The 21,315-nt window shown below is 43.1% G+C and carries 23 protein-coding genes and 1 tRNA gene; 10 read left to right on the top strand and 14 right to left on the bottom strand.

Going from position 1 to position 21,315, the window contains the following annotated elements:
* Positions 1–2: 2 nt before the first annotated feature.
* The 8 genes from ETF27_RS06640 to surE all read right to left on the bottom strand — a co-directional run bounded on the left by ETF27_RS06640 (position 3) and on the right by surE (position 6,393).
* The gene (locus ETF27_RS06640; RefSeq protein WP_130829654.1) at positions 3–911 is read right to left on the bottom strand and encodes a DpnII family type II restriction endonuclease; all 909 of its coding nucleotides are present in this window, start codon (positions 909–911) and stop codon (positions 3–5) included.
* Entirely contained in the window at positions 908–2,251 is a 1,344-nt protein-coding gene (gene dcm, locus ETF27_RS06635; RefSeq protein ID WP_130829653.1) for a DNA (cytosine-5-)-methyltransferase, read from the bottom strand. The genes ETF27_RS06640 and dcm overlap by 4 nt, the downstream gene beginning before the upstream one ends.
* A gap of 3 nt (positions 2,252–2,254) precedes the next feature.
* Positions 2,255–3,034: an HNH endonuclease gene (locus tag ETF27_RS06630; RefSeq protein ID WP_130829652.1), complete on the bottom strand. Its 780-nt coding sequence runs from the start codon at positions 3,032–3,034 to the stop codon at positions 2,255–2,257.
* Between the two features lie 24 nt (positions 3,035–3,058).
* Positions 3,059–3,265 (bottom strand): helix-turn-helix transcriptional regulator, encoded by a 207-nt coding sequence (locus tag ETF27_RS06625; RefSeq protein WP_060941493.1) that lies wholly within the window; start codon positions 3,263–3,265, stop codon positions 3,059–3,061.
* A 138-nt stretch (positions 3,266–3,403) separates the two neighbouring features.
* A complete protein-coding gene (locus ETF27_RS06620) occupies positions 3,404–3,811 on the bottom strand; it encodes a hypothetical protein (RefSeq protein WP_240048142.1) in 408 nt (135 codons plus the stop codon).
* Positions 3,812–3,983: 172 nt separating this feature from the next.
* Positions 3,984–4,068, bottom strand: a tRNA-Ser gene (locus ETF27_RS06615).
* A 364-nt stretch (positions 4,069–4,432) separates the two neighbouring features.
* Positions 4,433–5,569, bottom strand: a complete 1,137-nt coding sequence (gene lpxB, locus ETF27_RS06610) for a lipid-A-disaccharide synthase (RefSeq protein ID WP_130829651.1) — start codon at positions 5,567–5,569, stop codon at positions 4,433–4,435.
* 53 nt (positions 5,570–5,622) lie between these two features.
* Positions 5,623–6,393 carry a 5'/3'-nucleotidase SurE gene (surE, locus tag ETF27_RS06605; RefSeq protein WP_130829650.1) on the bottom strand — a complete coding sequence of 257 codons (771 nt, stop codon included), beginning with the start codon at positions 6,391–6,393 and terminating at the stop codon, positions 5,623–5,625.
* A 110-nt stretch (positions 6,394–6,503) separates the two neighbouring features.
* Here surE and ETF27_RS06600 point away from each other — a divergent pair, with 110 nt between their 5' ends.
* From ETF27_RS06600 to ETF27_RS06580, 5 genes are read left to right on the top strand one after another with little or no spacing between them, the layout of a single operon-like run.
* A complete protein-coding gene (locus tag ETF27_RS06600; RefSeq protein ID WP_130829649.1) occupies positions 6,504–7,280 on the top strand; it encodes a ParA family protein in 777 nt (258 codons plus the stop codon).
* 35 nt (positions 7,281–7,315) lie between these two features.
* Positions 7,316–8,224, top strand: coding sequence for a ParB/RepB/Spo0J family partition protein (locus tag ETF27_RS06595; protein WP_130829648.1), 909 nt, complete (start codon positions 7,316–7,318; stop codon positions 8,222–8,224).
* 56 nt (positions 8,225–8,280) lie between these two features.
* Positions 8,281–9,021, top strand: coding sequence for a DUF5683 domain-containing protein (locus ETF27_RS06590; RefSeq protein ID WP_181951333.1), 741 nt, complete (start codon positions 8,281–8,283; stop codon positions 9,019–9,021).
* A 36-nt stretch (positions 9,022–9,057) separates the two neighbouring features.
* Positions 9,058–10,197 (top strand): lytic transglycosylase domain-containing protein, encoded by a 1,140-nt coding sequence (locus tag ETF27_RS06585; protein ID WP_130829647.1) that lies wholly within the window; start codon positions 9,058–9,060, stop codon positions 10,195–10,197.
* A gap of 36 nt (positions 10,198–10,233) precedes the next feature.
* Entirely contained in the window at positions 10,234–12,540 is a 2,307-nt protein-coding gene (locus tag ETF27_RS06580; RefSeq protein WP_130829646.1) for a RelA/SpoT family protein, read from the top strand.
* A 589-nt stretch (positions 12,541–13,129) separates the two neighbouring features.
* Here ETF27_RS06580 and ETF27_RS06575 read toward each other — a convergent pair.
* From ETF27_RS06575 to nusB, 5 genes are all read right to left on the bottom strand, one after another.
* Positions 13,130–13,582: a DUF5606 family protein gene (locus ETF27_RS06575; protein ID WP_130829645.1), complete on the bottom strand. Its 453-nt coding sequence runs from the start codon at positions 13,580–13,582 to the stop codon at positions 13,130–13,132.
* 18 nt (positions 13,583–13,600) lie between these two features.
* The gene (coaE, locus tag ETF27_RS06570) at positions 13,601–14,176 is read right to left on the bottom strand and encodes a dephospho-CoA kinase (RefSeq protein ID WP_130829644.1); all 576 of its coding nucleotides are present in this window, start codon (positions 14,174–14,176) and stop codon (positions 13,601–13,603) included.
* Positions 14,173–15,180, bottom strand: coding sequence for a YbbR-like domain-containing protein (locus ETF27_RS06565; protein WP_130829643.1), 1,008 nt, complete (start codon positions 15,178–15,180; stop codon positions 14,173–14,175). Before ETF27_RS06565 ends, coaE begins: the two co-directional genes overlap by 4 nt.
* A 30-nt stretch (positions 15,181–15,210) precedes the next feature.
* On the bottom strand, positions 15,211–15,543 hold the full coding sequence (gene yajC, locus ETF27_RS06560; protein ID WP_130829642.1) for a preprotein translocase subunit YajC: 333 nt from the start codon (positions 15,541–15,543) through the stop codon (positions 15,211–15,213).
* Positions 15,544–15,611: 68 nt separating this feature from the next.
* Complete coding sequence (gene nusB, locus ETF27_RS06555; RefSeq protein WP_130829641.1) at positions 15,612–16,574, bottom strand: transcription antitermination factor NusB; 963 nt, start codon at positions 16,572–16,574, stop codon at positions 15,612–15,614.
* 256 nt (positions 16,575–16,830) lie between these two features.
* On the opposite strand from nusB, the gene ETF27_RS06550 reads away from it, so the two are divergent.
* The 4 genes from ETF27_RS06550 to purN are packed head-to-tail and all read left to right on the top strand — an operon-like array spanning position 16,831 to position 19,098.
* Positions 16,831–17,475, top strand: a complete 645-nt coding sequence (locus tag ETF27_RS06550) for a 50S ribosomal protein L25/general stress protein Ctc (protein WP_130829640.1) — start codon at positions 16,831–16,833, stop codon at positions 17,473–17,475.
* A gap of 35 nt (positions 17,476–17,510) precedes the next feature.
* The gene (gene pth / locus ETF27_RS06545) at positions 17,511–18,086 is read left to right on the top strand and encodes an aminoacyl-tRNA hydrolase (protein ID WP_130829639.1); all 576 of its coding nucleotides are present in this window, start codon (positions 17,511–17,513) and stop codon (positions 18,084–18,086) included.
* Positions 18,083–18,499 carry an RNA-binding S4 domain-containing protein gene (locus ETF27_RS06540; protein WP_130829638.1) on the top strand — a complete coding sequence of 139 codons (417 nt, stop codon included), beginning with the start codon at positions 18,083–18,085 and terminating at the stop codon, positions 18,497–18,499. The genes pth and ETF27_RS06540 overlap by 4 nt, the downstream gene beginning before the upstream one ends.
* A 17-nt stretch (positions 18,500–18,516) precedes the next feature.
* Complete coding sequence (gene purN / locus ETF27_RS06535; protein WP_130829637.1) at positions 18,517–19,098, top strand: phosphoribosylglycinamide formyltransferase; 582 nt, start codon at positions 18,517–18,519, stop codon at positions 19,096–19,098.
* A 19-nt stretch (positions 19,099–19,117) separates the two neighbouring features.
* On the opposite strand, the gene ETF27_RS06530 is transcribed toward purN, so the two are convergent.
* Positions 19,118–19,489: a DMT family protein gene (locus ETF27_RS06530; RefSeq protein ID WP_130829636.1), complete on the bottom strand. Its 372-nt coding sequence runs from the start codon at positions 19,487–19,489 to the stop codon at positions 19,118–19,120.
* A 252-nt stretch (positions 19,490–19,741) separates the two neighbouring features.
* Here ETF27_RS06530 and aroB point away from each other — a divergent pair, with 252 nt between their 5' ends.
* Positions 19,742–20,788, top strand: a complete 1,047-nt coding sequence (gene aroB / locus ETF27_RS06525; protein WP_130829635.1) for a 3-dehydroquinate synthase — start codon at positions 19,742–19,744, stop codon at positions 20,786–20,788.
* Positions 20,789–21,315: the final 527 nt, after the last annotated feature.

The following is a 21,315-nucleotide window of genomic DNA, read 5'->3' as shown; positions in this document are numbered from 1 at the left end:
TATTAAATAATTATATCATTCAGATGATTTAGTGAATTAAGATTGAGACAATAGTCTGTATAGTCCCAAATGTCTTTTAAGTCAGATTGACGACCAATCCATCCTGCTCCGTCAACAATAACAATTTGTTTAGTGTTCTGATAAGTTGAGCGAATATAGTCACGCAAGTCTTTTACACTGCGCTTAAAATCAGACTGACCACGAGAAGTGGTTATGTTAAAGCTATATTTTACATAGCAGACAATTTCGTCTGTAGCTTCGTTTTGAATAGCGTAATTAACCTGAATTTCTCTGGTGCCATTACCGACAGGATCAACCTTTGGGTTGCGAACCAGTCTGTAACATTCTTGATTGCATATTTTTTCAAGAAGATTTTCAACTTGCTTAATATTAGCCAAAGAGACATCACTATTATATTGCGTGTCAAAGTCTTTGCTTATAAGGAAGTCCAAAAAATCATCATTCTGTAAGCGTTTCATAACAGTATCGGAAATGACGAAATTACGAAGTCTGTATGAGGGGATGTTTGTGGAAAGCTCACTATTACATGGCCCCTCAACAAACAAAGTACACACTTTGTTCATCATTTCTTCATCAGAAAGCATGAACACGCGAGTGTGTTTAACATCCCATTCTGTTTTGAAATCCATCTGCCGCTGGATTCTAAACATAGAAATAACACGCTTGAATAATTCTGTGCTAACACCAAGAATTACAAGAAGATTACCTAAAGAATCCTCATAATTTCTTATATACGCTTTAAGACCATCTAATGTGTTAATGTTTTGCATCTGCTGTTTGAGAGCGGATAGTTTTTCCGCTCTCTTTTCCAGATACTTTCTGTCAACATCATTATTTATAAAGAACATTGTAATACTCTTTATAAATTCTTTATATGGAATCTTATTCATTTCTGTTTCTTATTTATTGCCGAAATCAAACGCTCTGCTAATACTTGTATCACAGGGACGCATACAGAATTGCCAAGCAAATCAAAAGCTATGGTTCTTCCTCTTTTCTTATTTTCCAAGTAGGACAAATCATAGTCTTCATAACCGAATAATCTTAGTCCTTCGTCTATTGTTAGGTGTCGCACACCATTTTCTTCAACTACACCTATTCGTTCCATATCCATAGCAACCATAGTCGGTGCAATAGAGTTGGAATCAAGGAATTGGCTAAACTCAAAACTTAGTTTGCCTGTAACGATATTGTAGCCTTTTGGCTTTGTCGTGTCTGGTTTTCTTCTTGATGCAGTATTTCCATTTCTTGAAATGACTATCTTTTTCTTTGGATGTTCGTACACCAGATAACCTTTTTCAGTTAATGACGCAAGCATCGAAGTCAAGTTTTTCTCTTTATAAAATGAGGCAATCTGCTCTTGGGTTAGAGGCATTCCGTCCATCCAATCTATGCCAATAAGCTCTGCCCATTTCTTTTTGCGGCGCTCTTTTAGCAGCAAATTAAGAAAATCTTTTTCTTGTTTTGTAACTTTGCCTTTCAACGATATATCCCAGCTATGGATGTTGTGTTCACCACCACGCTTATCTTTTATGTATTTGCCTTCAAGTTGATTAGGCGTATAAGCGGCTAATAGCTTTTTAGTAAAAGCTGAATGTTCAGCAGGTAATCCATATTCTCTCACGTTTGAAAAAGTCGTGTGAGAGGTCGGTAAGTTGTCAAAATTTATTTTACCAATTTTTTTATCAAGACCTACAATGTAAACTCTTTTTCTGGCTTGTGGAACTCCAAAATCAGAAGCATCAAGAACTTTTACATATACGTTATATCCCGCAAGTTTCAGTTTCTTTACAATGGTAGTCAATGTGCGACCGTAAGTTGCACCATCTTCAACACCACCATGTTTAACAAGCCCTTCAACGTTCTCTAATATGAATCCCTTAGGTTTGTTTCCCAAAGCCGTAGATTCGTGAATAATTCTCTCTATCTCGAAAAACAAAGTGCCTCTCGTGTCAAGAAATCCAAGTCCGTTGCCAGCTGCACTGAATGGTTGACACGGAAAACCTCCGAGGATTATATCCAAGGAGTTATTAAACATTTGAACGTTTACATCATAAATGTTATAATCTACTTTCTCGTTAGGGTATCTATGTTTTAGTGCTTCTATTGCTGCGGGCTTAATCTCCGCAGTAAGTAAGCAATTTGTCTCAATACCAAATTCTCTTGCGGCTCTTTCAAAACCAATTCTAATGCCGCTCAAACCTGCAAATAAATCTATGAAGTTTAGCATTTGTTATACTGCTTTTCTGTTATATACCGTATCCATGTGCCATTCAAGGAAGGTGGGATTTGGCTTGACTACAGCATCGTTTATCAATAGTTTCTTACTCTCAAACATTCTTGGGAACAAAGAAGAATACCCAATGTCAAACTTATGAGACTCCAAATATGAAGATATGTGGAGTTTATAATCTTTGTCTATACCAATCAATCCTTCAACATATGCTTTTGCATATACAAGATTAAGCAGAAGTCCGTTGTCTGCTCTCATGGATTCTTCTTCATTCTGTGCTGACGGAATTATGTGGCAAGCGACAAGTAATTCAGGTATTTTAATTCCAGATATTACGCAGTGTCCATTATAATTCTTATTGACTATCTTCAAGAAAGGATAGTCATTAATGTCTTTGACAAAATCTTCCCACTCGCCAATATGAGCAAGATGCAAGGCCTGTTCTGGGTTGCCTGCTTCAAGAATATTGATTCTTGCTTTAATGGCTTCTTCTCTGAGGTAAGCCAAATTACCTTCAAATTCATCCCAAATAGGCTGGCATAATTTTATGGCTCCATCAAGACCTTTAACACCACGCTCCTTTAATTTGGGATCGCAATTTGCAAAGTTAGCCAATCGCATACCAATAGAACTTGGCGTGCGACCGACAAACTGTGCAAGTTTAATTATATCTGGATTTGTTTTGTTTATTCTACCAAACTCTATTCTATGATATAAGTCCAAGGCAAGAATGAACTCGTCTCGACTCCAGACTCTTTTTGTAGTTGACCTTTCTACCATGATGCAAGCAAACGTGAAGATAAATTAAGCGTTTTCTCTTCTAACTAACTCGTCAAGTGACACACCTAAAGTGTCAGCTATTCTGGTTGCCATATCAAGGCTTGGCTGACTCCTATTTGTGCACCACTTTGAAACAGTGGCTTGACCAATGTTGAGTTGTTCAGAAAGCCACTTGTTGGATTTCTTTTTTTCTGCAAGTATGACTTTTAGTCGATTCAAATCTTCTGTCATATCGATTATTGTATTTTTGAGTTACAAATATAGTAATTTTGAATGATAATAATTTCTTCTTAGGATAATTATTTTCCTTATAAATGCAAAAAAAACAAGAACCTTACGATTCTTGCCTTTTATTTGAATAATAAAAGGTTACATCACTCCACTAACAGGTACATTTACGATGTCGTGGACTGGGAACTTTTCGCAACCGATGTAGAGGGTGTCGAAAGCGTCGGAGTCGTCGGTGCGGTGTTCGAGCAGGTTTTCTTCTGATTCGGCGAGCTTTTCGCCTGACTTGTCCTTGCGGAAGCCGTTGCGCCCTCGGCTCACTCCTGCCGACTGGATGGCAAGGATAAGGTCGGGGTTGTTGCTGCGGTTGAAGAACGGCATGAGGCGTTGTTTGCCAGCGAAGCCTTGGTTGATAAGCAGATACTTCTCATCGTGGCGCATCGGGTTGCCGAGATAGACCGCTTTTACCTGCCAGCCGTGGCGTTCAAACGGGTGGATGACTACCCAACGGAAGTCCTGCTCGTTGTTGGGAGGTTTTGTTACGACCAAGAGCAATAGTGTAGTAGTTGATGACAGTCTTATTCTAGTAGCTCTGAAAGATACGTAAGAATAGAATCCCTGACATCGTGCCGCAATAAACCATACAAGAAATACCGAGAAACTTTTTGGGGTGTAATAAAGGGTGTAAATCGCATAACTTGCTGATTTACACCCTTATTTGCGGAGAGAGAGGGATTCGAACCCCCGGTACCTCTCGGTACGACGGTTTTCAAGACCGTTGTAATCGACCACTCTACCATCTCTCCAAATGATATAGCCGATGCTTTATCATGTTCTTTTTATAAGCGGTTGCAAAGATAGATAAAATATTTGATTAAATCAAATCATACTTGATATTTTTCACTATTATCCTAAATATTTTTTAGAACTTGCCCAATACCCCTCCCACTTTTCGAGCAAAATCCCGATTATTGCCATTTTTTACGACCATATGAGAGGGTACGAGAGCGAAAAACCAAAAAGTGTATAACCAAACGAATAACCTCTCGATACATTTCGTTTTTGCTTAATCCTTTATAACTATTTGATTATCAATATATCCATTGTGTCGTTTCGTTTTGCTGTCTTAAAACGTTGAAGTAAAAACAGCAGAGAAGAGGCTGCAACGGATTATTGTCGAAGCAATGTTACCATTATCTCCGCTGCCTTTTCCGGTGCGATAGAAGTGCCCAAACGTTCGCGTACCGATTGGTAATTGTCGAGCATGGCAGTGCGTCCGGTCTGCCCCGGCAAGATTTTATAGAGTTCGTTGGCAATGTTATATACCCTGAAGCGGTCGGCGAGCAACTCTTGCACAATTTCCTTGTCGGCAATGAGATTGACCAAAGAGATGTATTTCACCTTGATGACATGGCGAAAAGCGAATCGGATTAAATGAGGAAGGGGCGTTTCATAGCATACCACTTGCGGAACGTTGAAGAGCGCGGTCTCCAATGTTGCCGTTCCACTCGTTACAAGGGCTGCTGTTGAGTGCGAAAGAATATTATATGTCTCGTTTTTCAGTATCTTCGCATTGTTGCTTCCCAAGAACTTCCGATAATACGATTCGTCTATGGATTGTGCTCCTGCCACCACTAATTGGTAGTCCTCAAAATGCTTTGCCGCCTCAAGCATAGAAGGTAGATTGTCTTTGATTTCCTGACGTCTGCTTCCTGCCAATATGGCAATAATGGGTTGGTTGGTGAGTTCGTTACGTTCGCAAAACTCTTCCTTGCTTTCCGTATATTCACTGCGAAACGTCGCCACCTCTTCCACCGTGGGATTGCCAACATAATGTATCTTGTAATTGTGTTTCTGTTCAAAGAAAGGCACTTCAAAGGGCAGGATGGAAAACAACTCCTTAATATCGCGTTTGATGGAACGGATGCGCCATTCTTTCCATGCCCAAATTTTGGGCGAGATATAATAGTAAACCGGTATCTTCGTGTGCTTCTTTACATATTTGGCAATGTTGAGGTTAAAGCCCGGATAGTCCACGAGAATTACGGCATCGGGTTGCCATTTCGCGATATCCTCTTTACATAACTTCATGTTCTTGAGGATGATAGGCAGATGCAATAGTACCGGGATAAACCCCATGTATGCCAATTCCTTGTAGTGCTTGACACACTGTCCGCCCACTTCTGACATGAGGTCGCCGCCAAGGAACCTGAATTCCGCGTTACTATCATATTTTTGTAGTGCCATCATCAGGCGGGAGGCGTGCAAATCGCCTGAGGCTTCGCCAACGATTAAGTAATATTTCATAATTCAAGTGTCTGCTTTCTTGTTATGGAAAGGATTACGAATCGAGCCGGATTTCACTCTTCCCAATCTTTCATTTTCTCCAATGTCGTATAATCGGTTACATCGATGCGAACCGGTGTTACTGCCACGTATCCGTGGTTCAGTGCCCATTGGTCAGTATCGATTTTCTCCGGCTCATCATCCCGATATTGTCCTACCATCCAAAAATATTCAAAACCTCTTGGATGTTCGCAGCGAACAACCTCATTTATCCAACTTCCATACCCCATTCTACATAGTTTTATTCCGGAGAAGGTATTTGTTTTTGGAAAGTTTACGTTCAAACATACGCCTTGTGGCAATCCGTTGTCGAGCACTCGTTTCGTAATTTTTCGCACGTAAGGACGCAATGGGGAAAGGTCGGCATGTATATCGTAGTCGCAGCTGGAGAAGGCGATGGAGGGAATGCCTTTCAAGCAACCCTCTCGGGCAATGCCCATTGTGCCACTGTAATGGTTGTTTACCGAGGAATTGTCGCCGTGATTGATACCCCCGATGATTAAGTCGGGTTTCCTGCCATCGAGCACCCGTGCTATCGCCAATTTGACGCAGTCCACAGGCGTTCCCGTGCATGACCATAACTCACATTCCGGCAGCGTGTTTCGCTTCTTCAGGAGTAGATAATCCTCTACCGAGAAAGCACATGAAAAGCCGGAGCGTGCAGCTTCCGGCGCGCAAACGACAATTTCAGCGAAGTCGGAAAGGAAAGCCACCAGCATTTTAAGACCGTTAGAATGATAACCATCATCGTTTGAGATGAGAATCAGAGGCTTCTTTGATTTCATAATTTAAGTTTTCTTTTGACTGCAAATTTACGAAAAAAGGTTTATATATAGCTTATTCTCGTATAAAATATGTATCTTTGCCGGCAAATCATGATAGGATAGAAAAACAAATGGGAAAAATAATTGCGTTGGCAAACCAAAAAGGCGGAGTGGGAAAAACTACTTCAACCATCAACCTCGCGGCTTCTTTGGCAACATTGGAAAAGAGCGTTCTCGTGGTAGATGCCGACCCACAGGCAAATGCCTCAAGTGGGTTGGGTGTTGATATAAAGGAAGTGGACTGCTCGCTCTATGAATGTATGATCAATCATGCTGACATCCGCGATGCCATCTATACCACCGATATTGAGGGGCTTGACATTGTGCCGAGCCATATCGACTTGGTGGGCGCGGAAATCGAGATGCTGAAAATAAAAGATCGCGAGAATATGGTCAGTAAGCTGTTGGCACCGATTCGCGATGACTATGATTTCATATTGATTGATTGCAGTCCTTCGTTAGGATTGATTACGGTGAATGCCCTGACTGCTGCCGATTCTGTCATTATTCCCGTGCAATGCGAATATTTCGCTTTGGAAGGCATCAGCAAGTTGTTGAATACCATTAAGATTATCAAGAGTAAACTCAACCCGAATCTCGAGATTGAGGGCTTCCTTCTCACCATGTACGACAGCAGACTCAGGTTGGCAAGGCAAATTTATGATGAGGTGAAGCGACATTTCCAAGAGTTGGTGTTCAAGACAGTCATTCAGCGCAACGTGAAACTATCAGAGAGTCCCAGCCATGGTTTACCGGTCATCCTTTACGACGCGGAATCAACGGGGGCAAAGAACCATCTCGCGCTCGCGAAAGAAATTATAGAGAAGAATAAAAAGAATTCGTTTTGAGACCAAACGAGTAATTTGAAATGTAGAAGAACAATATGGCAGTTCATAAAAAATATAATCGAAGCACAAAAACCAATGCTCTTGGCAGAGGCTTAGATGCACTGATTTCCACCGAGGCGGTCAGCACACAGGGCAGTTCAACCATCAGTGAGATAGCGTTAGACAGCATTGTACCCAATCCTGACCAACCGCGAAGAGACTTTGACCCGGAGGCTTTGCAAGAATTGGCTGACAGCATCAAAGAGTTGGGCATCGTTCAGCCCATAACGCTTCGTCAGGTGGCTGACAATAAGTTTCAGATTATTGCAGGAGAACGTCGTTGGAGAGCGTCGCAGCTTGCCGGCTTAACCGCCATCCCGGCTTACATTCGAACCATAAAGGACGAGAATGTCATGGAGCTTGCCCTCGTTGAGAACATCCAGCGCGAGGACTTGAATGCCATAGAAATTGCGCTTGCCTACGAACATCTGCTCGAAAAAAGTGGGATGACACAGGAAAAAGTGGCTGAACGTGTCAGCAAGAGCCGTGCTGCGGTGGCCAATTATCTGCGATTGCTGAAACTTCCGGCTCAGGTTCAAATGGCATTGCAAAAGAAAGATATAGACATGGGACATGCTCGTGCACTTCTTTCGCTTGATAGTCCGTCGTTGCAGCTGAAATTGTTCCGGGAAATACAAAAAAATGGTTACAGCGTGAGAAAGGTGGAGGAGCTTTGCCAACAGCTGAAGAGTGGCGAGGATATACAAACTGCCAAGAAAAAGATCGCGATAAAATCGAAATTGCCTGAAGAATTCAATATTCTCAAAAAGCGTCTCTCCGACTTCTTCGACACCAAAGTGCAGATGACGTGTAATGCCAACGGCAAAGGCAGAATCAGCATTCCATTCACTTCGGAAGAAGAGCTGGAACATATCATGGCAGTGATGGATAAAATTAAACGTTAGTTGAACGAAGAGGCAATAGATACGTGAAAAGTCTGTACAACATATCCCGCAGATGGATGTCGGTTGTCATGCTGATGTGCTTTTATATCCTTGGTATCACGGCACAAACACCGAGAAAGGATTCGCTGAAGATTATCTATCCGGAGGATTCGGTGGAAATCATGGAGGCGACTGAACCTCAATACGATGTAATGGATACTCGGCTGATGTCGTCAGATGATAAAACAAAGTTGGAAAAGACCATCGCAAAGGACAGAAAGAAGGTGTCTCGCGATTGGAAGCAGTGGCGACCCAATCCGAAACGTGCGCTATGGCTCGCTTTAGTATTGCCGGGCGCAGGACAAATTTATAATCGCAAGTACTGGAAGTTACCCATTTTCTACGGAGGTTTTGTGGGTTGCGTTTACGCCATGACATGGAACAACCAAATGTATCGCGACTATTCGCAAGCCTACATTGACATCATGGATAATGATCCCAACACGCAAAGCTATAACGACTTCCTGCATTTGGGGGCTACGGTGGACGAAAGCAATAAGGAGTATTATCAAGACGTGTTTAAAAAGCGAAAGGATATGTACCGTCGTTGGCGCGATTTGAGCATTTTCGCCACTATCGGAATTTATGCTCTGTCTGTTATCGATGCTTATGTGGATGCTTCATTGTCCGATTTTGATATTTCGGAAGATCTATCACTGCATATTGCCCCAACGATCATCAATGGCAACACTTCGACAGGACCGAATAATCCGTTTAAGAATACTGCCTTGGGGATTGGTTGCAGTCTTAGCTTTTAACATCACCTCTTCGATACAAACCATACGGTCTATAGAATGATTCTAAAGAAATACATATTTTCAGCTTTACTGTCAGCCTTGACATTCTCCGGACTGCAAGCCCAAAACCGGGTCGTAACCGACAATCATGGGAGGAAGATGGAAATATATATTCCCGAAGCCGAAGAGGAGAATAACGAAGTGGAGTATACCGACGCTAAGTTCTACGGCAGAGATTCCTATCAAAAGCCCGCTGAACAGCAGGGTAGGGAAGTGGAAACGGAATCTGATGCCATCGGAAGACAAATCAGACGCTTGTCAGGCTCAATCCCCATGTTGTACAATGACGAAGTGAAGCGACATATTGACAGATATCTGACTTATGGTCGCAGACAAACCAGCCGGTTGTTGGCACGCGCCCAGTATTACAATCATTTCTTCGAGGAAGCTCTTCGGTACTATGGGCTTCCGGCTGAATTGAAACATCTTCCCGTGATAGAGTCGGGGCTCAATCCGAATGCCATTTCACCCGTAGGAGCGGTAGGACTCTGGCAGTTCATGAGCGCGACGGGCAGGCAATACAATCTTTGTATCAATAATTATGTCGATGAACGACGCGACCCTATCAAGTCTTCTTATGCCGCCGCGCGTTTCCTTGGCGACCTTTATCGCGACTTTGGCGATTGGATGCTTGCGTTGGCTGCCTATAATTGTGGACCTACACGAGTGAGAAGCGCGATAGAAAAAGCCGGAGGCGTCTATGATTTTTGGAAAATTTACGATTACCTGCCCAAGGAGACGCGAGGATATGTGCCTGCTTTCATTGCTGCTAACTACGTAATGACGCATTTTGGGGATTATAATCTACAGCCACAGCCGATTGGCTTGCCTGAGATGCCGGGGAAAGTAATGATTACGCAAGACGTTTCATTCGCCAAACTCGCCAGTGTGTTGAACATGAACGTTGAAGACCTTAAGATATTAAATCCACAATACAAACAAGGGATTGTAAAAACCATGAATGGTAATGCCACTTTGGTGCTGCCACCGGAAAAGGTAGCGCGTTTCAACGCTTACGCTTCGCCACTCTGTCGTAACAAGCAGCAGGCTGACAATGCACAAGCGGAGATGGCAGTTTGCAATTTCAACGTCCCGATGGCGGGTAATGCTGATTCAAAGCAACGCATCGTCAATTAGAAACAATCACCTTAATTATCGTGACAGGAGGATAATATGGACAAAGAGACTGAGAAAAACAACATTGAAGCTACTGCCGAAGAAAAAATGGTAGATGAAGCTTTCCAACACTTATTGGATACTTACCTTGCCTCTCCCCACCGTAAGAAAGTGGACATCATAACCAAGGCCTTTAATTTTGCGCGCCAAGCCCACAAGGGAGTTCGACGCTTGTCGGGCGAGCCTTATATCATGCATCCCATTGCCGTGGCACAAATTGCTTGCGAGGAGGTGGGACTCGGTTCCACCAGTATCTGTTCGGCCTTGCTCCACGATGTCGTGGAAGATACGGATTACACCGTGGAAGACATTCAAAATATCTTTGGTGTCAAGATTGCGCAGATTGTGGACGGACTTACCAAGATTTCCGGTGGAATTTTCGGAGAACAGGCATCCGCACAGGCTGAGAACTTCAAGAAGTTGCTGCTCACGATGAACGATGACATAAGAGTCATTCTCATAAAAATTTGCGACCGATTGCACAATATGCGCACGCTTGCTTCGCAACCTGCCAACAAGCAATATAAAATAGCGGGGGAAACGCTCTATATCTACGCGCCACTATCGAACCGACTTGGGCTGAACAAGATAAAAACGGAACTTGAAGACCTGAGTTTTCGCTATGAACATCCCGATGCCTACAAAGCAATTGAAGCGAAGATAGCCTCGACACAGGAAAAGCGCGAAACCTTATTCGATACTTTCACCTCTCCCATTCGTGCGGAACTCGACAAGATGGGACTAAAATATGAAATCAAAGCGCGCGTGAAAAGCCCTTATTCCATTTGGAACAAGATGCAAAACAAGCACGTTACCTTTGAGGAAATTTACGATATATTGGCAGTAAGAATCATCTACACACCCAAGAATCGGCAAGACGAGGTGAACGAGTGTTTTCAAATCTACGTTGCCATCAGCAAACTCTACAAGAGCCATCCCGATCGTTTGCGCGATTGGGTGAACCATCCGAAAGCCAATGGCTATCAGGCACTCCACGTTACGTTAATGTCGAAAAACGGACAATGGATAGAGGTGCAGATTCGCTCTGACAGGATGGACGAGATTGCCGAGCAAGGATTTGCAGCACATTGGAAATACAAGGAGGGAGAGAGCGAAATAAACGAAGAAGAAGGAGAATTGAACGATTGGCTGCACACCATCAAAGAGATTTTAGATGATCCACAGCCCGATGCGATGGATTTCCTTGATGCCATTAAGCTCAATCTTTTTGCCTCCGAAATCTTCGTGTTCACCCCCAAGGGCGAAATCAAAATGTTGCCGGCCGGATGCACGGCACTTGATTTTGCGTTCCAAATTCATACTTTCCTCGGAAGTCATTGCATCGGGGCGAAAGTAAACCATAAACTGGTGCCCATCAGTCATAAGTTGCAGAGTGGCGACCAAGTGGAGATTCTTACCTCCAAGTCGCAACGCGTGGAAGAATCGTGGGTGAATTTCGTTTCCACGGCAAAAGCAAAAAGCAAGGTGCTCGCCATATTGAGAAGAGAGAATCGCGAGATACAGAAAGTGGGAGAGGAGATTTTGGAAGAATGGCTCAAAGCTCACGATTTTGAGATGACAACCTCTGTGCTCGACAAACTTTGCAGTCTGCACGGCATGCAGAAACATGCCAATCTCTTTGCTGCCATTGGCGAAAAGAACATTCGACTTGGCGATTTGGATCTTGACGAGTTGCAGGGAAAACGGAAACAGGAATCAGAAGGCTATACAGCCAAATGGAGACGATATGTTCCGTTCCTGAAAAATCAGAACAAGAGGTTCGAAAGCGGAGCGGATGACGAACTTGCAGCCAGCGTGAAAGATGGATTGATAGTGGTTGATAAACGGTTGAACAAGAAAAAACCCATTTTCATTACCGATGACAACATCAAACGATATATCTTTCCGCACTGCTGTCATCCCATTCCGGGCGATGACGTGCTGGGCTATATCGACAACAAAGGACACATAGAAATTCACAAACGGTCTTGTTTGGTGGCATCGAAACTCAAAGCCAGCTTCGGTCCGCGCATATTGGATGCTAAATGGGATATGCACAAAAAGCTATTCTTCGATGCCACCATCGAAATTCAAGGGATTGACAGGAAAGGTGTTTTGCGCGAGGTGTCTGATGTCATCTCCGAGCAACTCGGTGTGAATATAAGAAAAATCGTACTCTCCAGCGATAGTGGCATCTTCCACGGAACTATCAGTCTCCGAGTTCACGATCGGGACGATGTGAGCTACATTGTGAAAAGTCTGAAAAGAATCAACGATATGCAGAACGTGCAGGAAATCATGTAATTATCAGCTATTCAACCCAAATCGATCGTTAGGATTTTTCGGTGTCGTATGGCAGTGAGAAAATCTTTATCTTTTCCCAATGGCGTCCTAATCATCACGAAATTATATTACAAAAACCGCGCCCGAAACACACTCCGTAATCCATTGATAATCAAGAAGATATTAATTACGATTTAAAAGCTTAGCTTTTGCACCCCAATTCATGACCTTTTGCATTGTAAAAGGTAAGCTTTTACGGAACAAAAGGTAAGCTTTGAACAGACGAATGAAGAAAATTTAGGACATTATTGAACTTTTCCCATATCGCCGGGAAAGATTTTTGCGTTTTCAACGACCTTCCAAATAAAGAACATGCTTGTCTTTTGTCTTGCCCGGACAGGCAGGTGTTGATATAAGTTTATAGGGGATGGTTTTTAGTTTGTAAATTGCTGAATAACAAACATATATAAAGCCACTTTTCTAATGTCGGTCATTAGAAAAAAGGAACTAAAATAGTTTCTAATGACCGACTTGGGTCAAAAACGACAAGGGAAGTTCAACTTGAAACTCCTTGCGTGAAACCGTGTGGGGAAGGGCAACAGAATATCGGTTATTCCCCTTCCTGCTCTTGGCGGTCGTCAATGTTGTCGCCTTGTGTGGGCTTCAAGTCTTCCTCAAACTTGGTAATTCCTGCATTAATCAAGATGTCATACCACTGGAGAAGTTTCTTTATGTCGCTGTTGTGTACGCGGTCGCGATCGAAGTCGGGCAATACCTCGGCGAAATAGTTTTGCAGCTCTTGCGCCGATGCTTTGCGCCAATTAACGGAAACCTTTTTCCCCTCTTCCTTATCGCGTACCTTTGCGAGTACATCAGCCAAGGGCACATCTTCTGTATCGGTGAACATCGCGATGTCGGCAAGACTTGTAACGCGGTCGGTCGCGAATGCGGGCATGCGTTTGTGCGAGCCATCGAGAGTTTCTACTATTAAGTTTGCTTTTGCGCGGCTAACCAATTTATATAATCCCGGTTTTCCGGCAATTGAAAGAATTGTTTGTGTCATTTTTTTATTTGTTTTTGTTTATTTTGTGTAATCTGCTTTCAATTTTTCAAGGAGTTGCTTCACTTGTGCCTCTACGTCGTGCTCGCCGTCATTGAAAATCGTGTAATCGCTTCTTTTCATCACTTCGCTTTGTGGCATCTGTCGGTTAATCCATGCTTGCGCCTTCTCCCGGTCTATACCATCGCGCCACATGATACGACTTAGTCGCAGTTCTTTCGGAGCAGCTACGCATACTATTTTGTCGATGGAAACTCGATTGATGAATTCGCTCTCGAAGAGGATGGCTGATTCCAACCAGTCGTTGCCTGAATTTTCAAAGTCTAATGCGACGGCAGGATGCACGATGTCATCGACTGCCCTTGCGTTTATGGGACTGCTCAATATGAATTTAGCCAATTCTGCTTTACTCAGTTCGCCCCCGAAAAAAATGTTTTTTCCTAAGAGTGCGTTGAGTTGATGCTGGAGTTCTCGCGATGTGCGCATCAGATGCTTGGCAGCGGCATCGCAGTCGTAAACGTTGATGCCTCTTGTTTCCAAACATCGGCATACAAACGACTTCCCACTGCCGATACCCCCCGTAATGGCAATTTTCATTTTTGCTCAATTAAGTAATCTACAAAATTAACCACCGGGTGGGCGTTTCTTACTCCGTTGGGTGTTGCTTGTATGTACACGCGACATTTTTCAGACCTGTGAGTCTCCACCTCTTTATAATCCACAATCGCTCTGAACCCGGTTGGCAGCAATTGTCGCGTTTCTAAATTCTTGGGCATTTGCTTCATTCTTTGTGCTCCGATGGCAAACTTTACCTTTATCTTTCCCGGGAAGACGCGCATCACCTTGTCGGCAGGCACGTTTATTGGTTCAATGGGCACCTCTACCGTTTCCTCAGTCAAAACGTCGGGGTAGAGTTTCAGTTTCACTTTGTTGGGGATGAGTTTCGCGTTCTTCATTTTTCGCAGTTGCACGGTGAACTCTTCCTGTTCGGTAAAGTTTACAATTTCCTGTCGTTCGGTGTGTGCGGTCTGTATGCTGTCGAGAAGTTTCTTCGATGCGTAAACCGTCACGCTGTCCGGTACGATTTGCACGTTGGAAAGGAAATAGCCTTTCCCCGGTATCACCATTCCCACCATTCGAATGGGTATCTTCTTGTGTTGTCCATAATTGTAGGTGAAATCCAAATCAACTGCTTTCACAGAAACAATCTTGGTACTCATATAAAGCTGTTGGCTTAACAACTTTTGAATTTCCACCACCGGAATTTGCCCCGTATTGTTATGGCGACTGAAGGTGTTGAAATCGAAAAATAACGGTCGGAGTTCTTTTTGGAACATATAAAGCGCAATGACATATCCTTTATCGCGCACGGTTACATGGACAACGGAATCCACTTCTCCCGTAATCACCACGTTCTTAGGTATTCCGGCAAGTCGGATGCTTACTTCCAAGTCTTTCTCGTAGGTGTCGTCGAGCACGTTCGTGAGCCAAAATAATCCGCTCAAAACGAGGAAGAACAAAAAAATCAGAAACTCCTTGTTGATAAGTCTCGACAAGAAGTTCCTGATGAAGTTGAATGAATGCAATGGTTTGCCTACCATTTAACCGATATTTATTCTGAATGAGTTTTTCTATTTCCCGGTGCTTTGTTGCAGTGCTTGTGTGTCGGCGAATACATACCCTTTATCAACGGTGATGGTTACGCCACGTGCGATTTCCACGTCAATTTTGTTGGATGTCATGTCGATGCGCTTCACTGTGCCGTAGATTCCTCCTCCGGTAACAATGGAGTCGCCTTCTTTGAGCGCGTTTTGGAAAGCACGAATTTGTTTCTGCTTCTTTTGTTGTGGACGAATCATAAAGAGCCACATGATGACAAAGATGGCTACCATCATTAATATCATGGGGAGTGGGCTTTGGCTTCCGCCTGCGGACTGTGCCGCCAATAAAATAGCTGTATTCATTTTTATTATCTTTGATTATTTCGTTGGTTTAATTTCTTTTCTGCCCTTGAGCGTAATGGGAAGAAAATTTATTTTCCACCTTGTGCATGTTTTCCTTTTGGTTCGGGCATCTGCTTTAACAGTATTCCCGCATTGATGAGATACCGGGCGATGGCATCAAGCATACCATTAATATATCCTCCACTGCGAGGTGTGCTATAAAGTTTTGCCAATTCTACGTATTCGTTGATGGTTACACTTATCGGCACGTTGGGGAAAGTGAGCATCTCGGCAATGGCTATTTGCATGATGACCACATCCATATAAGCCAATCGGGAGAAATCCCAGTTGCGACTTGTCTCGCTCATGTATCGCTGGTAGGTATCTGCATTGAGTATGGTAGCACGGAACAGCTTCACGGCAAATTCGCGATCTTCCTCATTTTTGTATTCCGGTAGCAGTTCCTGCTCGCTCTTCTTGTCGGGGTCGAACCGTTTGATGGTTTTGATGACAAAGGTATCAACAATCTCCTTGTCATCGTTCCAATAAAGGCTTTTCTCTTCTAACACGGTGTCGAGGTCTTGGTTTTCTTGAATGAGCGCGCGATAGATTTTGCGCCATACCTCTCGATCGACATCGTATGAGTCTTCTTCGCTTGCCATGTATTCTTGATAAATGACGCTTTGCTCAATTTGGTCGCACAGTTTCCGAACCGCTTCCATATTGTCCTGCCATTGGTGCTGTTGGCCTTCCATATATTGAATCAGCTGCTTATTTTCTTCCAGCTGCACGGCGAACTTGTTGTAAGCAAATCGTTGTGATGGTTCGGGAGCGCCTTCTCGTTTGGCACGGTTTGTCAGGATTTCCATGCGATGCCGCTCTTCCTGCGTGATGGCTACAATGAGGGATAAGAGATGATTGTAAAGTCCGTATGATTTTGACAAACTGAAGAGCAACTCTTTTTCTGCCTTGTCAATATTGCGATCGCCATTCTGATAATAAGCATAGGTTAGCTGGACAACTTTTATTCGAATTAAATCTCTATTTATCATTGCAAGTTCTGAAGTTGTGTTTCTGTTGATTTCTTTAATTGTGCAAATGTAGGAAAAATCCGCGTGTTATGCAAGAGAATGACTGTTTTTCTTAATTTTTGGTGAAATTACTTGTTTTCGCCACTAAATATTTGTACCTTTGCACCGCTTTTTACAAATTGAGAATGACGATGAAGAGATGGCTTTATGCTCGCTCGTTATTGACTCAACGTGTGATGGCGAATTAATTTTTTTAATTTAGAGTAACACAAGCAAAATGAAAGAAATCAAAATCTCGGGCGAGAAGCGCGCCTCAGTAGGTAAAAAGGCTTCTAAAGAGCTTCGCAAGGAAGGACTTATTCCATGTAATCTTTACGGTGAGACAAAAGAGAATGGAAAGCCGGTGGCTGTCTCTTTCTCTTCACCAATGTCGGAACTTCGCAAGTTGATTTTCACTCCGCACATATATGTGGTAGAGTTGATGATTGGTGGCGAGCGTCATACTGCCATCTTAAGGGAAATTCAGTTCCATCCGGTAACAGATGCCGTTCTTCACGTGGATTTTTATGAGATAAACGACACGAAACCTATTGTTATGGGGGTGCCTGTTAAATTGCAAGGACTTGCACAGGGTGTACGCGATGGTGGTCGCATGAACCTTTCTATTCGTAAGATAAATGTTAAAGCTCCCTATCAGCAGATTCCGGAACATCTCGACATTGATGTTACAGGACTTCGTTTGGGCAAGAGTATTAAAGTGGGGGATTTGAGCTTCGAGAATCTTGAGCTTGTAACCTCTAAGGATGTTGTGGTTTGCTCGGTTAAGGCTACACGTAATGCCGTAGAGTCTTCAACTGACGCTGAGGAGACTGAAGGAACGGAAGAAACTGCCGAGAGCACGGAAACACCGGCAGCTGAATAATCCGGTCATCCTAAATCAATAATAAGATTTGAAAGTTGGATAAGTATTTGATCTGTGGCTTGGGGAACCCCGGACAAGAATACGAGGGAACTCGCCACAACACAGGTTTTATGGTATTGGACGCTTTTGCTAAGGCGTCCAATATTGTTTTTGAAGACAAACGCTACGGCTTTGTGGCAGAGACTTCGCTAAAAGGGAGAAAGGTAATCCTTCTTAAACCCACTACATTCATGAATCTCTCCGGAAATGCTGTGCGCTATTGGCTTAACAACGAGCATATAGATGAGAGCCGGTTGCTTGTCGTTTCAGACGATGTGGCACTTCCTTTGGGAGCTTTTCGATTGAAGGGAAGTGGTTCCAATGGTGGGCATAATGGGCTTGGACATATACAGCAGCTCATTGGTCAGAACTATGCGAGGCTGCGCATGGGCATTGGTAATGATTATCCTCGTGGACGACAAGTGGAATGGGTGCTCGGAAAATATTCTGAAGCCGATTTGGAATTGCTGCAACCCGGCATCAATATTGCCGTGGATATCATTAAGAGCTTTGTGCTTGCGGGCATCGACATTACGATGAATCAATACAACAAATTGGGGAAAATATCATGAACGATGTTGCAAGAATAGATAAATGGCTTTGGGCTGCCCGCATCTTTAAAACACGTGGCATGGCTGCTGATGCTTGCAAAAACGGGCGGGTAACGATAAACGGAATACCTCTTAAGCCCTCTCGAACCATTAAGGTGGGAGAGATTGTGAGTGTGAAGAAACCGCCCGTAACTTATTCTTTCGAAGTGCTGAAAGCCATAGAACAGCGCGTTGGCGCAAAGCTCCTTCCGGAAGTTTACAAGAACGTTACCGACCCGAAACAATACGAATTGCTGGAAATGAGTCGCATTAGCGGATTTGTGGATAGAGCGCGTGGCACCGGCAGACCAACAAAGAAAGACCGCCGGCAGTTGGATGCGTTTGTGGAGCCTGCCATGTTTGGCTTTGATGATTTTGAAGATGAAGAAGAATAATCAAGAATAATATATTTATGGTAAACCTTGCTATCTTTGTTTCCGGAAGTGGTACGAATTGTGAGAACATCATTCGCTATTTTCATAACCATCCTAAAGTAACCATCTCGCTGGTCGTAAGCAATAAAGCAGATGCTTATGCCCTTGTCAGGGCACAAAAGTTGAATGTGAAGTCCGTTGTTCTTCGGAAGTCAGAGTTTAATGATCGTGAGCGTGTACTTGGCATTATGAAGGAAAATCACATCGATTTTATTGTTTTGGCGGGCTTTCTGCTAATGATTCCCGATTGGCTGATAGCGGCCTACGACCACAGGATGATAAATCTCCATCCTGCGCTTCTTCCAAAGTTCGGCGGACTTGGGATGTATGGTCATCATGTTCATGAAGCTGTCAAGGAAGCCGAAGAAGTGGAGACCGGAATGACGGTACATTGGGTGAGCAATGTTTGCGACGATGGAGAGATTATCGCTCAGTATAAGACAGCTCTTTTGCCTTCAGATTCACCGGATGATATCGCTGAGAAAGAGCATCAACTCGAAATGAAGCATTTCCCACAGATTATTGAAGAGACATTGGTAAAAGAAAGGCTCATCGAATAATACCGAAAAAAACCAAAAACTATTTCAAGAAAGCGAAAAAGACAGCTGCCACGAGGCAGGCGAAAGCAACCAAATGATTCCAATGCAAACTTTCGCCGTTGAAGAAAACAACGGTGAAGAGCATAAAGACAATAAGTGATATGACCTCTTGAATGACTTTTAACTCTACCAATGAAAAACTTCCGCCATTGCCGGTGTAACCTATCCTGTTGGCAGGCACTTGGCAAGTGTACTCCGCCAATGCCAACAACCAGCTCAACAAAATGACGATATACAAGGGAGTGGCATCGGTTATCACTTTCATTTGCTGGAGTTTGATGTGTCCGTACCAAGCAAAGGTCATGAAAATGTTTGACACCATCAGCAGTCCAACTGTGTAAAGTCCGTTCATTTGTTTTTTTCTGTTTCTCGTTTCCATGGCAAAATTAAATAAAAACATCCGAATGGGCAAAGAAACAAACGGTATATATGTTTTTTAATGGTGATTGGCTGCGTGAGTTTGCTTTGCCTTAATGATGCACAAGTCAAAGCATAGCCGTGCAATGGTAGTGAATGATATGAAAAATTATGTAAAAAGTAATCGCATCATCCGTTGAAATAATATGAAAAACATTATATTTGCATCTGAATTATAGAAGAATTCATGAATCAAAAAATTATTATCCCCCACAATTTTAAGGAAAGTTTGGCAGAGGCTATTGCCGAATGTGAACACGATCGTATTTTCGTTCTGACCGATGAAAAAACAATGGAACTCTGTTGGAAACGAATAGACGACTATTTGAGCGTGAAAGATGCGCAAGTCATTACCATTCCTTGTGGCGATGGAAACAAAACCTTGAAGACGTTGCTCCACGTTTGGACGAGATTACAAGTGGGTAAAGCCACTCGTCATTCGTTGCTTATCAATCTTGGTGGAGGCATGGTAACAGATTTGGGCGGTTTCGCGGCATCCACTTTCAAGCGTGGCATTGATTTCATCAATATTCCCACCACACTGCTTGGTATGATTGACGCAAGTGTTGGCGGGAAAACAGGGATTAACTTCGGAGGGGTGAAGAACGAAATAGGGGCTTTCAATGAAGCACGATTTGTCATTGCGGATACAAAATGGCTCGAAACGCTTGATATGCCGAATTTGCTGAGTGGCTATGCGGAGATGCTCAAACACGGACTTATCTCTGATGATACGTCGTGGGCACGACTCTTGGCTTTCGATTTTGATGCACTTGATTTGGAATTGCTTTCCGGAATGGTATCAGATAACGTGAAGGTGAAAACGAATATCGTGGAGGCCGATCCTTACGAGCAAGGTATGCGCAAAGCATTGAATTTCGGGCACACTTTCGGTCATGCTTTTGAGGCTTTGGCAATGTATCGTCAGCCACTACTTCATGGTTATGCTGTCGCGTTCGGAATTGTTTGCGAGCTTTATCTGTCCGTGATAAAGCAGGGATTTCCGGTTGATAAAATGCGCAAAACCTTTCGCTTCATAAGGGAAAATTATGGAATGCCGGATTTCGCTTGTACGGACTATGATGAATTGATAGAGTTGATGCGACACGACAAGAAGAATCGTGGCGATGATATTTGCCTCACATTGCTTGGCGATATTGGGAAAGTCCAATTGGACAGCATCGCAACCGAAGAAGATATAAAAGAAACACTTGATTTTTTAAGGGAAGGATAGTTTGACAGATAACAGAAAAACTTTTACTCTTTCTTTTGTATAAGGTTTCACGTAACTTTTCAGAAATAACATTTTCTTTGTTTATCACTTGCTTTTGACATTATACCATAATGTAGAAAGTTATATTGCTGTCCGCTAAAACTTTTTTTGAGCATAAAAAATTAGGACCGGATTCCTCGCTTGGATTCAGCCCCTTTTGTTACCTTTGTTTCTTGTTAATATAAATTCGGCGTAATGGACATTTGGCAGGCTGAAAGGCTCCAAATGTCCATTACGCCTGAATTACACACTTTTAAGGACACTACCAACATTCGATCCGCCCATCACCACGAAATTATATTACAAAAACTGCGTCCGAGACACGCTTCGTAATCCACTGATAATCAAGATGATATTAATTGCGATTTAAAAGCTTGGCTTTTGCATTGCAATTCATGACCTTTTGCATTGCAATAGGTAAGCTTTTAGATTGCAAAAGCTAAGCTTTGGATGGATGAATGAGGAATAATTGTCTTTTCCTGAATTCA

It is taken from the genome of Prevotella brunnea, from assembly GCF_008016795.1.
Taxonomy (GTDB): Bacteria; Bacteroidota; Bacteroidia; order Bacteroidales; family Bacteroidaceae; genus Prevotella; species Prevotella brunnea.
This window is presented reverse-complemented; position numbering and strand designations above follow the sequence as displayed.